Below are 16,791 nucleotides of genomic sequence, written 5' to 3' on the forward strand. Positions count from 1 at the left end.
TGCTAGTTTATGAGATCGAATTCGAATTGTATAAAAATGTATCATGTGAGGGTTTCGTACTAAGTTAGACTAACTTAGTGCGAAACTCTTTTATTTTTTACATAAAAAGGATTATTAAAGAACAGTGTGTGTTATGGTAACTCCCATCACGTGAAACCTAACATGACAATGGATAAAAATGTAGAATTTTTGCACTAAATAACGAAATTTTTCTTTTAAAATAGTGATGAAAAAGGTAAAATCAAAAAAGCGGCTAATCCATGGAATGGGAGTCGGACTCTACGAAGAAGGACTGAACTTAAAATGACAGTGAGTATAGTAGAAGAAACGTTAAATCCGTACCAAATCGCACAACAGCAAATCGATACTGCAGCGGCCCATCTACAATTGCCTAAGCATGTTACAGACATCTTGAAGCAGCCGAAGCGCGTGCTGTCGGTTAACTTCCCAGTTCGTATGGATGATGGCTCAATTCGAGTGTTCGAAGGTTACCGTTCCCAGCATAATGACGCGATTGGACCGACTAAGGGCGGCATTCGCTTTCACCCCGATGTAACGCTTGATGAAGTAAAAGCACTTTCCATGTGGATGAGCTTTAAATGTGGCGTTGTTGGCCTTCCGTACGGCGGCGGCAAGGGCGGAGTTATTTGTGATCCACATCTTCTTAGCAAAGGCGAGCTAGAGCGTGTTAGCCGTGCTTTCATGGAAGCTATCGCTGATTTTGTAGGTCCTGACAAAGATATTCCTGCACCGGACGTATACACGACTCCACAAATCATGGGTTGGATGATGGATACGTACAGCAGACTAAAAGGCGTTAACTCACCTGGCGTTATTACAGGTAAACCGCTTATTCTTGGCGGATCCCAAGGTCGTAATGAAGCAACAGCACAAGGCTGTGTGTACACAATCTTGGCAGCACTTCAAGATAAGAATATTCCTATTGAAACGGCTACTGCAGCGATTCAAGGTTACGGCAACGCTGGTCGCATTGCTGCTCGTTTGCTTAGCGAAGCAGGCATTAAAGTTGTAGCAGTCAGCGACTCCAGGGGCGGAATTTACGATCCGAATGGATTGGATATCGAACAGATCTCCATACTAAAGGATACGACTTCCATCCGTGAGTATGGCGAGAAGTACTATATTTCTAATGAAGATTTGCTTGAGCTTGATGTTGATGTTTTGGTGCCAGCTGCTCTAGAAAACGTAATTACTGCTAAAAATGCAGATCGCATTAAAGCGAAAATCGTTGCAGAAGCTGCAAACGGACCAACAACACCAGAAGCGGATCGCGTACTTTGGAGCCACGGCATCACAGTTATTCCAGACGTACTTGCAAATGCAGGCGGCGTTACGGTTTCGTACTTCGAGTGGGTACAAAACTTGGCTAACTACTACTGGAGCGAAGCAGAGGTTCTTGAGAAGCTTGAGACGAATATGATTCTTTCTTACGTAGCTGTTCGTGATCTTGCTAAGGAACATGACACTGACCTTCGTACAGCTGCTTATATGATTTCGATCAAACGGATCGCAGCAGCAATGGAAGCTAGAGGCTGGATCTAATATATTTATAAAACAAGAAGAGGTGGCGGCGTCATGACAGAACAGATTCGCATCGGTATTGTTGGTTACGGCAATCTTGGACGCGGCGTAGAGCTTGCAATTAAACAAAGTGCGGATATGAGATTGGATGCGATCTTTACTCGCAGAGACCCAGCATCTATTCCGTCTGAAACAAAAGCATATAAAATTGAAGATGCTGAGCGCTTTGTCGATGATATCGACGTTATGATTCTTTGCGGCGGCTCAGCAACAGATTTGCCAGAGCAGGTTCCAGCTTTTGCCCGCTTGTTCCATACGGTTGACAGCTTCGATACGCATGCGCGTATTCCTGAATTTTTTGATCAGGTAGATGCAGTTGCCAAAACGAGCAATAAAGTAAGTGTAATATCCACAGGCTGGGACCCAGGCTTGTTCTCATTGAATCGTCTGCTTGCTGAGGCAATATTGCCAGAAGGCAAGGAATATACATTCTGGGGCAAAGGTGTAAGCCAAGGCCATTCAGATGCAATTCGCCGCGTGAAAGGTGTTAAGAACGGCGTTCAATACACCATTCCTAGTGAAGAGGCAGTAGCACGAGTTCGTAACGGTGAAAATCCAGAGCTTACAACGCGTGAGAAGCACGTCCGTGATTGCTACATCGTAGCAGAAGAGGGTGCTGATCAAGACGCGATTGCTGAGGAAATCCGTACGATGCCGAACTATTTCTCCGATTATAATACGACGGTTCATTTCATTGATGAAGCAACATTGAAAGCCGAGCATTCCACAATGCCTCATGGTGGTATGGTGCTTCGCAGTGGCAAAACAGGCGAGAACAGCACTCAAATTATCGAGTTCGGTTTGAAGCTTGACAGCAACCCTGAATTCACGGCTAGCGTGCTTGTTGCTTATGCTAGAGCAGCTTATAAATTTGCTCGTGAAGGACAGTCTGGAGCCAAAACCGTATTCGACATTCCATACGGCTACCTTTCACCAAAATCCGCAGCAGAACTGCGTAAAGAGCTTCTATAGTTCTGAAACTTTTCTGAACATTCCCCTCCATTTTACAATTTTTTACTTACACTTTTGGAAATAGTAGGATATAATGAAAAAGTGAGAGTAATTACTGTCGAATTATAGGGAGAAGTGCTGAAAGATCCATTTTCCTATGGTAGAATAGGTTCAAACCTACCTAACAGGTAAATTCTACTAGGAAGTGAACTCAGCATGATAGACATCCATACGCATATTTTACCTGGATTGGATGATGGTGCGGCAAGTTTCGATGATACTCTGAATATGGCCCGGGCAGCTGTATCAGAGGGAATTACAACGATCATCGCCACTCCGCACCATGCCAATGGAACCTATACCAATACAGCAATCGACGTAGCTAAGCACACTCTCTCTATTAACGAACAGTTAATAGCTGCGGGTGTGCCTATTGCTATACATACAGGTCAAGAAATTCGCGTTCATGATGATCTGCTCGATGCTTGGTATAGAAAAGAATTGCTTCCCTTAGCCGGCTCTAGTTATGTATTGATTGAGATGCCATCCTCCCGTATTCCGAAGGCGATGATTGAGCTCGTGCATGAGCTTAATGTATTGAAGTTGAAACCGATTATCGCTCACCCAGAAAGAAATGCAGAAGTTGTGAAGCACCCCGATCGATTAGCTGAGCTTATTGAAGCAGGCGCATTCGCACAGGTTACGACCCACTCACTGCTTGGGGGATTTGGTAAGCGCATTGAACAGTCCGCATGGTCATTATTGAAGGCGGGCCATATTCATTTTGTATCTTCCGATGCTCATCATATTGAGCGCCGTGGTTTTCGTCTGGGCGAAGCCTACGCGTCCATTGAGAGGCGGATGGGAGAACAGTGGGTTACCTATTTGCAATCCAACGCTCAGTCTGTGTTAGACGACAAACCTATACATAACCAGCCTATTACTATAGTTTCTTCAGACGGGGTTTTGCGTCGTTTTATTTCCTATTTCTACAAAAAATAGTGCGCGCTAGAATGATTGGTAGTTGAAGAAAGCGCATACTAAAAATGATTTTATTGGCGTTATTAGTCATTCATCTATTAGATGAGTGCAACTATTATCATATAATTAGGAGTGAAGAAAGTGACATTAAGAAAAAAATTAGCAGTTTCTACAATTGCGGCAAGCGTAGCCCTTACGGCTTTCGCTGGCATTCCGCTAAGTAGCAAAGGTTTGGCAGAGAAGCTTGGAGTAAATGGGGTTGTTTATGCATCTTCGTCATTGGCGGATTCCGCTCTTGTAATTGAAGCGAAGAAACTAGATAACGCACTCAAAGCGACAGGCGGTTGGGCTAATGTAAGAGCGCTGCAAGATGCACTTAGTTCTTTAGATATTCATAAGCAAGGCGATATCGTAAATCCGATCGTAAATAAAATTATTGTATCGGATGAAGAAGAAACAGAATTGGAACAACTTTTCTTGGATGCAATAGATTGGTCTTACGGTCCAACGGTAGCAGGACTTGAGGAATTGCATACAAAGTATAGCACGCTGCTTCAAACCTTTGCTGATCGTGGAAAGGTGTCCGATCTTTCAATCGATGACATTGCGCTGTACTTCTTCGATATTCAGAAAGAATTGGTTAAGCAAGTAGGTGCCAAGGACTTTGATGGTTTGCTCGCTCTTTTGACTGATAAAGACAGTGTTAAGCAATTAATGCAAAGCGTACTGAACGAATTGTCGACTAAACAATATAAAGCGCAAGTATTGCTTACAAATTTCGGTATTACTAAAGATGATGTCATTGGCGTGTTGTCACGTGCAAGAGAAGCTGTAGACAAAGATGCTACATTTGTTGCTGCGGCAGGATCTTTGTTCAAAGCTTATCAATATTTGAATCCGACTACACCTCCAATTACTCCGGGTGGTCCAGGTGGCACAGTAACACCAGCTACACAGCTTCCTGAATCAACTGACAAATTGCTAAACGATTTGAAAGCAGCGCTTGATAAAGCAACTGATGCTGAGAAAGCAGCTATTGTTACTAAATTTGTTGCTGATGCAAAAGCAGAAATTGCTAAGCTTGCAGCAATCAGTGCAGCTTCAAGTGTTACTACAGTAAATGGACAAGCTGTTCTTCAATTGGATGAGAAGAGTGTATTGTCAGCAGTTGCTGGTATTAACACGGTTGCATCCAAGGTGAAAGAACTAGCACCAGCTTCTGCACTTGCCAAGACTGCTTTGCAAATCAATCTTGGTGAAGTAGCACAAAAGGATGTTGTTTTGAACCTTTCTGATGCAGTGGTTAAAGCTGCGGCAGCTGGAAATGTATCTGGTGCAACATTCACGATTGGCAAATTTGAAGTGACTGTTCCTGTAGGCGGTTCATTCTCTTCTGCTATTGGTCTTACTATTAAGAAGAGCGATGTATCTGCTGACGTTGTAGGCACGCTGAAATCAGTATCTGAAGTTTATGACTTCAACCTAACGGTTGGCGGCACTGCAAAAACTTCATTCGATCAACCGATTGTAATCAGCATTCCGCTGGGCGATACAACTGGTCTTGATAAAGAGCTTCTTTCCGTAGCGAAAATCGTTGATGGCAAGCTAGTATTCCACGGTGGACGTGTATCGGGCAACTCTATTATCGAATCTCGTGATTCGTTCTCCTCTTATGTTGTTGTAGAAAACAAAGTTTCGTTCAAAGACATTGCTTCTGTAGAAGCATGGGCTGGCCGCGAAATTAGCGTTGTAGCTGCTAAGGGTGCAATCGAAGGTAAATCAGAAGGTCAATTTGCACCGAAGGACAAAGTAACTCGCGCTGAATTCGCGAAAATGCTTATCCGTGCTCTTGATCTTGAGAATGGCTCAGCTACAGAAGGTTTTGCTGATGTCGATTCAGCTGCTTGGTATGCACCATACGTAGCTGCTGCGGCACAACTCAAAATCATTAACGGCCGTTCAGATACTAAATTTGATCCAAATGCAACGATTACTCGTGCTGAGATGGCAACGATGATCGCTCGCGCATTGAAAGTATCGCAAGGCGCTTCTAATGTAGCTGATGTAAATGCTGCACTAAAAGACTTTGCGGACGCTGGAAAAATTAATGCGTCATTAAAAGATGGCGTTGCATTTGCGGCAACTCACAAAATCGTAGTTGGAAATGCAGGCAAGTTCTTGCCAAATAACAATGCGACTCGTGCAGAGGCAGCAGTAATTATTTACCGTGCACTGAACTTCGACAATTAAGTATAAATATATACAAAATCTTCCTCTCATGTGGATGAGAGGAAGATTTTTTTCGGGAATATATAGGATATTGTAAGATTATAGATTATTATGTAGTAAGGTATAGTTCTTGAGGATTATATTCTCATTCTAAATAACTATATCCCATGGAGGAATATGCATGTCTAACGAACTAGACTTACGACAGTATATGGCAATCATAAAGAAGAGATTGGCGCTAATATTAGTATTTGTTTTCCTCTGTACAGCAGCTGCGGCCGTTATTAGCATGTTTTTTAAAGATCCGGTCTATGAGGCATCTACTAAAATAATCGTAAATCAAACGACGACACAAATGGCAACCGGCCAGCTTGATCTTAATCAAATCAACTCCAATATCAAAATGATCGATACGTACAAAGAGATTATTAAAACACCAGCTATATTGGATAAAGTGGCTGAGCAATATCCACAGCTTGGATTAACTGCAACTGAGCTCTCACGTAAAATCCAGGTTAGCTCTGTAAATAATACACAGGTCATGACATTAGTCGTGCAAGATGTGGATTATAAGCAAGCAGCACAGGTTGTGAATGCGGTGTCGAATGTTTTCCGCGAAGAAATCCAGCATATTTTTAAAGTGGAGAATGTATCGATTCTGAATGAAGCTGTGGTCGATGCGCAGCCAAGTCCGGTGTCACCGAATGTTCCTCTTAATGTCGCGATCGCGTTTATTGTATCTTTAATGATTGCTGTAGGTATTACATTCTTACTTGAGTATATGGATGACACGATTAAAACCGAAGCAGATGTGCTGCAGTTTTTGGGTCAGCCCACGCTTGCTATGATCTCAAGAATGAATACGGAGGATGCTAATTCTAGCCAAACCAGCAAAACAACTCAAACTTACAAGGCAGGTGAATTAGAGGGTGTCTCGATTGAAAAATAAGCGTCAGATCATTACGCTAACGAATCCTCGTTCTCCCATATCAGAATCCTATCGCGCTCTGAGGACGAACATAGAGTTCTCATCAATAGATGAGAAATTGCAGGTGCTAATGGTCTCTTCAGCAGGCCCTGGTGAGGGGAAGTCGACAACGATAACGAATCTGGCTGTCACTTTCGCGCAATCCGAGAAGAAAGTTGTTCTTATTGATGCCGATCTTCGTAAGCCTACTGCCCATCATACATTCTCTATCTCTAATCGTTATGGGTTGTCGTCCATTATTTCACAGCAGTGCTCGCTCGAGGAAGGAATACAAGTTACAGACATTCCTAATCTAGATGTGATTACATCTGGCGCCATACCGCCAAACCCGGCAGAGATGATGGGTTCAAAGCGGATGACGGCAACAATTGAGCAGCTTAGACAAATGTATGACATTGTACTCATTGATACGCCGCCGCTGCTTGCAGTAACGGATGCACAAATTGTAGCTACGAAAAGTGATGGCGTAATTCTTGTTGTTGATCAAGGGAAAGTAAAGCGGGATATTGCCAGCAAAGCTGTAAAAAACCTTGAGAGTGTAAATGCACGTATTTTGGGAGTAGTGCTGAATAATGTGAAGCGTAAGGCAAATGAAGAGGCTTACTACTATTATTATGGTGTTCAAGAGAAATGAAAAAATACAAGTAGATGTCTTTTGGCGGAGGGATGAGTTAGTTGAGTAATAGAAATAGAATGCTGGTCATACTGGTGGTAGATATTTGTATTATATGGATAGCGATTGGGGTATCCTATCTCTTTCGTTTTAACGGAAACATCCCTCCCATCTACGTGAGACAAATGCTTGAATTCGCATGTTTAACTACCATTATATGCGGCAGCAGCTTAGCTTTTTTTCGAATGTACAGACGAATGTGGCAATATGCCAGTATTGGTGAAATTATTGAGCTGGCCAAAGCCATAGTGATTGGACTTGTTTTATCGTACGGAGCAACTTATGCATTAAATGGGGAACGAGTCCCTATCTCCATTAGCTCTCGAACACTTGAACTCATGCTCCTATTAATGGGTGGCTCACGGTTCCTCTGGCGCTTAATCCGAGTAAATAGAACCAAAAAGACCGCTTTGACAAACAATGTACTTGTTGTTGGCGCTGGAGATTGTGGGGCGTTAATTGCAAAGGAAATCATGACAAGCAACAGCTTTTTAGGCAATCGTATAGTAGGGTTTATTGATGATGATCCACATAAACGCAATATGCAGGTAGTCGGTTTATCAGTTCTGGGAACTAGGGTGAACATTGAAGAGATCGTACATAAACATCACATCCATGACATTATTATCGCGATGCCGTCTGCAAAGCGAGTGCATATAACGGAAATTATTAATATTTGCAAGCTGACCGGAGCAAAAGTCAAGATTATCCCTTCTATTAACGATTTTATCAAAGGGCGCCTCGCGGTAAAAGCTTTACGCAATGTTGAAGTAGAAGATTTGCTAGGTAGAGAACCTGTTATGACAGATTTAGAAGGTATAGCCAATTATGTATCCGATAAAGTTGTTCTAGTAACAGGTGCTGGAGGATCGATTGGTTCAGAGCTATGCAGGCAGATTTCTTCATTTAGACCTAAATCCTTACTCCTGCTTGGACACGGTGAGAACAGTATCTATACGATTGAGATGGAGCTGAAGACGAAATTCCCTAATGTACATTTGGAAACGGTTATAGCTGACATTCAAGATCGAAGTCGTTTAGATGATGTATTCCGCAGGTTTAGGCCACAGGTTGTGTTCCATGCAGCAGCCCATAAGCATGTGCCTCTTATGGAACGAAATCCATCGGAGGCAGTTAAGAACAATGTTTTCGGTACGAGGAACGTAGCTGATTGCGCGGATAAATATAAAGCAGAACGGTTCGTCATGATCTCCTCCGATAAAGCGGTTAATCCATCAAGCATTATGGGGGCGACCAAGAGAATTGCAGAGATGTACATACAGAGTATTAATACAATAAGTGAGACCCAGTTCGTGGCAGTACGTTTCGGTAATGTACTAGGAAGTCGAGGAAGCGTTATTCCAAGGTTCAAGCAGCAAATTGCTGCAGGCGGTCCGGTTACTGTTACACATCCCGACATGGTCAGATATTTCATGACGATACCTGAAGCGGTACAGCTCGTTATTCAAGCGGGATCATTTGCCAAAGGTGGAGAAATATTTGTTCTAGATATGGGAGAACCGGTTCGTATTCTTGATCTAGCGCAGGATCTCATTCGATTATCAGGTTACGAACCGAATATAGATATCGAAATAAACTTTAGCGGTATGCGTGAAGGCGAGAAGCTGTTCGAAGAGCTGTTAACGGATGAAGAAGCAGTGTCATCCACACAACATGAGCGAATTTACATAGGCAAGCCAACACAAATCAATAGAGTAGAACTCGAGCTTCAATTCAAACGAATCGAGAAAGCCATTGGAGATAATCAAACGACAATTAAAGATGTTATCGAGCATCTTGTTCCTTTTTATTCACATGTATCTTAGCAGACAGATTACCATAACGGAGGAGATTACACATGCGTAAGAAAAAGTGGAAGAAGATATTAATTTGGGTCGCATCAATCATTGTCATACTAGGAGTAGGGGGCTTATTTGCAGCTAATTATGCTGTGGATAAGCTTATTTCTACGTTGGCTGCTGACCTTGAGGGTGATTTGTTGAATGAAGTGACAACACCGGAAACGAAGACAGATGAGCAGGGTACGGATACGGCGGGGAAGGATGATCCTTCTTCAACAGTTGATGATGATGAAACGACAAATAGTTCAAACGGAACTAAAGATAAGCCAGTAAAAGATAATACGACGGATAGTGGATCTAATGGTTCAAGCGGATCCAAAGAAGAAGAAAAGCCTAAAGACGGTTATAGCGGTGAGGTTTCTATAGACAAAGCTAAAGATCTTCAGGAAAAAATAACGGTATCTGAGAAGGCACAAGTTTCAACTGTATTGCTCAAAGAGCTTAGTATGTCTGATATTAAAGAGCTACAAGCTTTGGCGAGTGGTGGAATGAACCTAGAAGAAAAGAAAAAGGCACGGAGCATTATTCTCGATAAATTATCAGCTGAGCAATATGATGAATTGATTAAAATTGCTAAAAAGTATGGGATGAGTCAGGGTAAGTCTTACGATGAAGTTAAAAAAGAAAAATAAAACCAATAGATTATAAACATATTGATTGCTAGGAGGAGTAACATTTGAAGGTCCGTAAAGCCATCATTCCTGCTGCTGGTCTAGGAACAAGATTTTTACCTGCCACCAAGGCGATGCCGAAAGAGATGTTGCCAATCGTTGATAAACCAACAATACAATATATTGTAGAAGAAGCGATAGAGTCGGGAATCGAAGACATTATTATTGTCACGGGTAAGGGGAAACGAGCGATTGAAGATCATTTCGATAATTCATTCGAATTGGAGCAAAATTTATTCGAAAAAGGGAAGTTTGAACTGCTAAATGAAGTGCAAAAGTCTTCTAAAATGGTGGATATACATTATATTCGTCAGAAAGAGGCTAGAGGGCTTGGACATGCAATTTGGTGTGCAAGGAAGTTTATTGGAAATGAACCCTTTGCAGTGTTGCTTGGTGATGATATCGTACAAGCGGAAAAACCTTGCTTGAAGCAAATGATTGAACAATATGACCGTTACACCTCATCCATTATAGGCGTTCAGACCGTCTTACCGGATGAAGTCTCACGATATGGCATAGTAGACGGGAGGGAAATCCACGACCGTCTCTTTAGTGTGAATAATTTGGTGGAGAAGCCAAAGAAAGAAGATTCTCCATCTAATATAGCTATTATGGGGCGTTACATATTGAGCCCGAAAATCTTTGAGATACTGGAAAATCAAAAGCCAGGTGCTGGTGGTGAAATTCAGCTGACAGATGCTATAGCTGAGCTTAACCGCACGGAAGCTGTTTATGCTTATGATTTTGAAGGCATAAGGTACGATGTGGGCGAGAAGATTGGGTTTATAAAGACAACGATTGAAATGGCGCTGCAAAATAATGAATTAAAGTTTGAATTATTCACCTTTTTGGAGGAAGTTATTGAAAAAAATAAAGTAGAAAAATAGATAACGCAGGCTCTAACTTATTTAAAGATTATTATATAGATAAGAAGCTGCTTTTGTGGTGATTAGATTGTTGGATAGGAAAATTATAATTAACTAGGCTGACTAGGAGGTTCAAAAGAGTTTAACTCTAAAGGCTTGCATATGAATTGGTTTAACTGTTAATTTCGTTTATGACTAGTGTCAACTTACTATTTTAGATTCGTTAAGTTGCTGCCCTCCTATACATAATTTAGTTGCGGAAAAAGGAGTGCAATAGTGCTTTGATGTATGTGGGTAGGTAGGCAGGTGAGCAGGGCACATCTTTTTCATCCAGACTTGCTCTTTGTACGGCTGGATGGAAAAAAGGGTTAGACTCATTAATACAATTGATTCGTACACCTTTTGATTTTTCTTTTTCAGGTATAAAATTGATTGAATTATGCAAAGTCTAGTGTTTGATTCTTTCCATTATTATTAATTCTCTATTATTTGTTTTGATTATCAAATGGGCTTGTGAGGGGCTGAACAGTTACAAATTGAACTAATATAGAGATATTCAATGAATCTAATTGTATATTAAAAGTGGCTGACTATCGTAGTCAGATGGAACGCTAGAAACTTTGTACGCAAAGGATCTAAGGCTTGTTTAGTAAGATTTATAGATTGATAAATGGTTTGTATGATAGGAAGAATCTCAGTTTAGGATAATTAATTCAAGGATATCTATTTAATATTTAGTTATTAGATTGAATAGATAATTCGAGGTGACTATCTGAAGTGAATAACAATTTTAGTGGTTTAGTAGTTAATTGGAATGAGAATAAGAAGTTTCTAATTAAATCCTAATCTACTAAATCTTTTTAATGCTTTAACTAAAACTTAAATAAAGTGAGGAATATAAAATGATAGATATTGAATTAAGAAATATACCCTTCTCTCCACCAGATATTACAGATGAGGAGATAGAAGAAGTTGTAAAAGCCATGAAGTCTGGGTGGATTACAACTGGACCGAGAACAAAAGAGTTTGAAAAAAGAATAGCTGAATACGTTGGTACAAATAAAGCTGTCTGTTTAAATTCTGCAACAGCAGCAATGGAGCTTACTCTTCGTATTTTAGGTATAGGCCCAGGAGATGAGGTCATAACTTCAGCATACACCTATACAGCATCGGCTGCAGTTATAGACCACGTTGGTGCAAAAATTGTACTAGTTGATACGGCTGTGGATTCTTTTGAGATGGATTATTCAAAACTTGCTGATGCAATTACAGAGAATACAAAAGCGATTATTCCTGTTGATATAGCAGGAATAATGTGTGATTACGGTCGGATATATGAAGTAGTAGAAAGTAAGAAAGATCTGTTTAAACCTAATAATGAACTCCAGTGGTTATTTAATAGAGTAATAGTGATGACTGATGCTGCTCATGCTTTTGGTGCCAAGAGAAAAGGGATGCAATGTGGGCAAGTTGCTGATTTTACATGCTTCTCTTTTCACGCTGTAAAGAATCTTACAACTGCTGAAGGTGGAGCGGTTGTTTGGAGAAATGATCGAGATTTAGATGATGAATGGCTATATGAGCAGTTCATGTTGTACAGTCTTCATGGTCAATCAAAAGATGCACTTGCCAAAACACAAAAAGGTGCATGGGAATATGATATTGTCTATCCGGGCTATAAGTGCAATATGACAGACATTATGGCTGGCTTTGGCTTGATACAACTTAATAGGTATGAATGTCTGTTAGATAGACGGAAAGAGATCATTGGAATGTATGATAAGGCACTTCTGCCTTTGGGTATTCAAAGATTGCAACATTATGGTGAGGATTTTGCTTCTTCTGGCCATCTTTATTTAGTGAGGATTCCCAGGATTAATGAAGAACAAAGAAATGAAATAATCATTAAGATGGCTGAGGCTGGAGTTGCTTGTAATGTACATTATAAGCCATTACCTATGTTTACGGCTTATAAGAATTTAGGATTTGATATCATTAATTATCCTAATGCTTTTAAACAGTATGTTAATGAAATTACTCTTCCGCTTCATACTTTGTTGAGTGATGAGGATGTAAAGTATGTAATTGGAAATTTAAAAAGAGTACTAAATGAAGTCTAAGGTGGAATTACTGCATGTATAAGAAGTTCCTTAAAAGAGTATTTGATTTAATCCTAGCTTTAATAGCACTTCCATTTTGGTTTATTATCCTAGTTATCGTAGCGTCGATTATTTACTATCAAGACAAAGGGTCAATTTTTTATAATGCCCCACGATTAGGTAAGAATGGAAAAGTATTTAGGATGTATAAGTTCCGTTCTATGAAAATGAATGCTCCTGATCTTAGAAATGAAGATGGGTCAACTTTTAATGCAGAAGATGATCCTAGATTAACTAAGATTGGAAAGTTTATTCGTAAAACAAGCCTTGATGAAACACCACAGCTTTTAAATATTATTAAGGGTGACATGAGTATCATTGGTCCTAGACCTGACTTACCGGAACATCGTGAATTATATGAGGGTAATGAGGAAGGAAAGCTAGAAGTTAGACCTGGAGTAACGGGATTTAATCAGGCGTATTATAGAAATACTGTGCCATGGAAAGAAAGAATTCAAAATGATATTTACTACATTAATCATCTTTCTTGGGGGCTTGATATTAAAATTTTTTTTAAAACAGCTATTTCTGTATTGAAACGTGAAGATGTATTTGTTGCCGATAAGAGTACAAATTCAAACAAAATACAGGTGTAGGAATGTAAGGGGGGATGCTCATGGAAAGTCTAGAAAATGCAGTGACCTTCAGTGAATTAAAGTGGGATACATACTTTTTCGGTGTTTCTAGTGCTAAAGCTATACTACATAGACCTCTTACTTTAATTGAATGGGAAGCACTAAAAGCTAGATTTAAAGAATATCAGTTTATATCAATTATGAATAAAAACTCTGAACCTATTAATGCTCAGTTGATCGGAAAAGAAGCTCCAGCGTTTTTAGCAGATGTAAATATACAATTTGAAAAAAAACTAGTTGATCCAAAAGAAATACCAAAAAACGTCACAATCCACCAAGCACTAGAAAGAAATGATCAAATCATTGAAATAGCTACTTATCAGTTCTCGAAATTCACAGAGGATCCTGATCTGGCTAAACGAGGTGGAGATCAGGTCTATCAACAATGGCTTATTAATTCTTTTGGAAAAAACAACAAGTTTTACGCACTATCTAAGGATAAAATGGGTGATATAAATGGTTTTTTATTATTTTCATATTCAGATAATGCATGTGTAATTGAGCTAATTGCTGTTTCTCAAAAAGAGACTAAAGGTGGCATTGGCACTAGTTTGTTCAAGGCAGTAGAATATGGAGCACATCAACAAGGTGTCAAAGGAATTAATGTTGGTACCCAAGTACGAAACTTGGATGCAATTAACTTTTATCATAAGAATGGTTGTAAACAAGTAGGGTGTCATCAAGTTTACCACTTATGGAACTTATAAAATAAAAAATAAGAAGTGATGATAATATGAAGAGCATACTAGTAATTGCGCAGTTTACACAATTACCAGGAGAAAAAGGTAATAATAGAGGAAGGTTTAAATTAATATCTGAAATGCTTGCAGAAAAGGGATATAAGGTTACTGTTGTAACTAGTCGATTTAGAGAATTAGATCGTACTTTTAGAAAAGATGAAACATGTTATAAAGAAGCGCCATATAAGATTGAAATTCTAGACGAAGTAGGATATTACAGTAATATCAGCTTTAGACGTATTTATAGTATGTGGTCATTCACTAAAAATTTAAAAACATTCCTTAATGAAACCAAAGAAGAATTTAATTTAGTCTATTCTTGTGTACCAGGCTTAGATAGTGCGTTGGCTGCTGGTAAATATGCAAAGCGAAAAAACATCCCCTTTGTTATAGATATACAGGATGTTTGGCCTGAGGTCATGTACGACTTAGTCTTAGATGTACCAGTAATTAGTAATATTTTATTTTCGCCATTACAAATTATGGCGAATAAGGTTTATGGAATAGCAGATGGAATCATAGCAGTTTCTAAAACGTATTTAGAAATTGCTGAAAGAAGAAATAAAAAAAGCTCTAAAAGAGATTATGTATTTATTGGAACTGATTTGGATCGTATTGATAGTTATAGTGCAAGAGAAAATCAAGGTATTAAGAAAGAACAAGGAGAGTTCTGGTTATCTTATATTGGTTCTTTAGGTCATAGTTACGATATTAAAACACTAATTATGAGTGCCAAGTTAGCGAATGAAAAAGGTTTGAACGTAAAACCAATAATAATTGGTAGTGGACCCTTGCAGAAGGATTTAGAGGACTTTGCTCATGAAACTGGGAGTAATGCTATATTCACGGGTTGGGTTGATCATCCTACAATGTGGAGTTATTTAAATAAGTCAGATGCAGTAATTAATGCTATAAAAAGAAAAGCAGCACAAAGTATAACTAATAAAATAGGTGATTATTTGTCATCAGGGAGGCCTATATTGAACGGAAGTTTAAATGAAGAATTTAGAGAATTACTAGAAGATTATAAGTTTGGCCTTGATTATGAACCAGAAGATACAACAAGCCTACTAGAAGCAATAGAAAAAGTATATATGATGAGTGAGACAGAGAGAAAACAAATGGGGATTAATGCTCGCAACCTCGCCGAGGAAAAGTTTAATAGGAAAAATACTTATCCAAAAATATTAAGAATGATAGAGGAATTGATGGAATAAAAACATCATATTCAAATTATTTTTATTTTTTTCGTTAATAAGAGTAAAAGTATGATTGTAAATAAACATCGTTCTTGTTTAATAGGGGTGTGTTATGAAAGAACCGATAAGGATTTTACAAATTCTTGCTCAGAGACCTAGTGGAGGTATAGAATCTTATTTACTTAATATGCATCAAAATATTGACGTCTCAAAAGTGCAATTTGATTATATTGTTTGTGACGTTGAGCCCTCGAGTGATTTTGATAAAAAGGTAAAAGAGCTTGGTGGTAAAGTTTATATTTTTTCACCGTTGAAATATAGTAATTTATTCAAATATATTAGAGAAATGAATAACTTCTTCAAAAGACATAACGAGTATAAAATAGTGCACGGACATTTTACCGGTCTTGCTTCTATATATCTTTCAATTGCTAAACTACATGGTGTGAAGTATCGAATGGTACATAGTCACAGTATTAATTATTCGGATTATTGGACTCGTGCTGTTAGAAACTTTATACTTCAATTACCTTTGAGATATATTGCTAATTATTATGTCGCCTGTTCAAAAGAAGCTGGGAAATTTCTATTTGGAAAAAAGTTAATAGATCAGAATAAAGTATTTATATCTAATAATGCAATCGAAGCAGAAAAATTTAGATTTAATAAAGAAATGCGACTATCAATAAGGAAAAAATATAATCTAGAAAATAACTATGTTATAGGTCATGTAGGGAGACTATGTCATGCTAAAAATCATGAATTCTTAATTGAGGTCTTTGGAAAAATTCATGTAAGAAACAAGAACGCTAAACTAATTATAATAGGTGATGGGGAGTTAGAAAAAGAAATAAGGAAAAAAGTTATCAGCCTAAATCTAAATGAGTTAGTTCTTTTCATGGGGTATAGAAAAGACACATGTGATTTATTACAGGCGGTTGATATCTTCACACTACCATCAAAGTATGAAGGGTTAGGTATTGCAGCAATTGAAGCACAAGCTGCAGGGTTAAGAACAATTGTTTCTAATAATGTTCCACGAGAAGTAAGAATAACAAATTTAGTAGAATACATGTCATTTGATGAGGGACCTGAAAAATGGGCGGAAGAGATATTAAGAGACATGGATTATAAAAGACGAGATACTTACAAAGAAATTGTTGATTCAGGGTTTGATGTTAAATCCAGTGTTAGGACCTTAGAGAATCTATATTTAGAAATTCAAAATAAATAAT

General features: G+C 38.8%; 14 protein-coding genes. All 14 read left to right on the forward strand.

Annotation, left to right across the window (positions count from 1 at the left end):
- Window positions 1–303 precede the first annotated feature (303 nt).
- The 14 genes from AC1DOV_RS01180 (at window position 304) to AC1DOV_RS01245 (ending at window position 16,790) form a co-directional block, all read left to right on the forward strand.
- Window positions 304–1,563: a Glu/Leu/Phe/Val family dehydrogenase gene (locus tag AC1DOV_RS01180; RefSeq protein ID WP_076268474.1), complete on the forward strand. Its 1,260-nt coding sequence runs from the start codon at window positions 304–306 to the stop codon at window positions 1,561–1,563.
- Between the two features lie 33 nt (window positions 1,564–1,596).
- A complete protein-coding gene (locus AC1DOV_RS01185) occupies window positions 1,597–2,574 on the forward strand; it encodes a diaminopimelate dehydrogenase (protein WP_477548939.1) in 978 nt (325 codons plus the stop codon).
- Window positions 2,575–2,769: 195 nt separating this feature from the next.
- On the forward strand, window positions 2,770–3,555 hold the full coding sequence (locus AC1DOV_RS01190; RefSeq protein ID WP_441877746.1) for a tyrosine-protein phosphatase: 786 nt from the start codon (window positions 2,770–2,772) through the stop codon (window positions 3,553–3,555).
- 120 nt (window positions 3,556–3,675) lie between these two features.
- Window positions 3,676–5,784, forward strand: coding sequence for an S-layer homology domain-containing protein (locus AC1DOV_RS01195; RefSeq protein ID WP_477548940.1), 2,109 nt, complete (start codon window positions 3,676–3,678; stop codon window positions 5,782–5,784).
- 160 nt (window positions 5,785–5,944) lie between these two features.
- Entirely contained in the window at window positions 5,945–6,712 is a 768-nt protein-coding gene (locus AC1DOV_RS01200) for a YveK family protein (protein ID WP_339206390.1), read from the forward strand.
- Window positions 6,693–7,385, forward strand: a complete 693-nt coding sequence (locus AC1DOV_RS01205) for a CpsD/CapB family tyrosine-protein kinase (RefSeq protein WP_076268469.1) — start codon at window positions 6,693–6,695, stop codon at window positions 7,383–7,385. The genes AC1DOV_RS01200 and AC1DOV_RS01205 overlap by 20 nt, the downstream gene beginning before the upstream one ends.
- A 41-nt stretch (window positions 7,386–7,426) precedes the next feature.
- Entirely contained in the window at window positions 7,427–9,250 is a 1,824-nt protein-coding gene (locus tag AC1DOV_RS01210) for a polysaccharide biosynthesis protein (RefSeq protein WP_477548941.1), read from the forward strand.
- A 32-nt stretch (window positions 9,251–9,282) separates the two neighbouring features.
- Window positions 9,283–9,918, forward strand: coding sequence for a hypothetical protein (locus tag AC1DOV_RS01215; protein ID WP_477548942.1), 636 nt, complete (start codon window positions 9,283–9,285; stop codon window positions 9,916–9,918).
- Window positions 9,919–9,962: 44 nt separating this feature from the next.
- Window positions 9,963–10,844: a UTP--glucose-1-phosphate uridylyltransferase GalU gene (gene galU / locus AC1DOV_RS01220; RefSeq protein WP_477548943.1), complete on the forward strand. Its 882-nt coding sequence runs from the start codon at window positions 9,963–9,965 to the stop codon at window positions 10,842–10,844.
- Between the two features lie 881 nt (window positions 10,845–11,725).
- A complete protein-coding gene (locus AC1DOV_RS01225) occupies window positions 11,726–12,943 on the forward strand; it encodes a DegT/DnrJ/EryC1/StrS family aminotransferase (protein ID WP_477548944.1) in 1,218 nt (405 codons plus the stop codon).
- Between the two features lie 14 nt (window positions 12,944–12,957).
- Window positions 12,958–13,578 carry a sugar transferase gene (locus tag AC1DOV_RS01230; protein ID WP_477548945.1) on the forward strand — a complete coding sequence of 207 codons (621 nt, stop codon included), beginning with the start codon at window positions 12,958–12,960 and terminating at the stop codon, window positions 13,576–13,578.
- A 20-nt stretch (window positions 13,579–13,598) separates the two neighbouring features.
- Window positions 13,599–14,324, forward strand: coding sequence for a GNAT family N-acetyltransferase (locus AC1DOV_RS01235; protein ID WP_477548946.1), 726 nt, complete (start codon window positions 13,599–13,601; stop codon window positions 14,322–14,324).
- Between the two features lie 26 nt (window positions 14,325–14,350).
- Entirely contained in the window at window positions 14,351–15,574 is a 1,224-nt protein-coding gene (locus AC1DOV_RS01240; RefSeq protein ID WP_477548947.1) for a glycosyltransferase family 4 protein, read from the forward strand.
- A gap of 94 nt (window positions 15,575–15,668) precedes the next feature.
- Complete coding sequence (locus tag AC1DOV_RS01245) at window positions 15,669–16,790, forward strand: glycosyltransferase family 1 protein (RefSeq protein WP_477548948.1); 1,122 nt, start codon at window positions 15,669–15,671, stop codon at window positions 16,788–16,790.
- Window position 16,791 lies beyond the last annotated feature (1 nt).

The sequence above is a fragment of the Paenibacillus sp. 01T47 genome, from assembly GCF_056398245.1.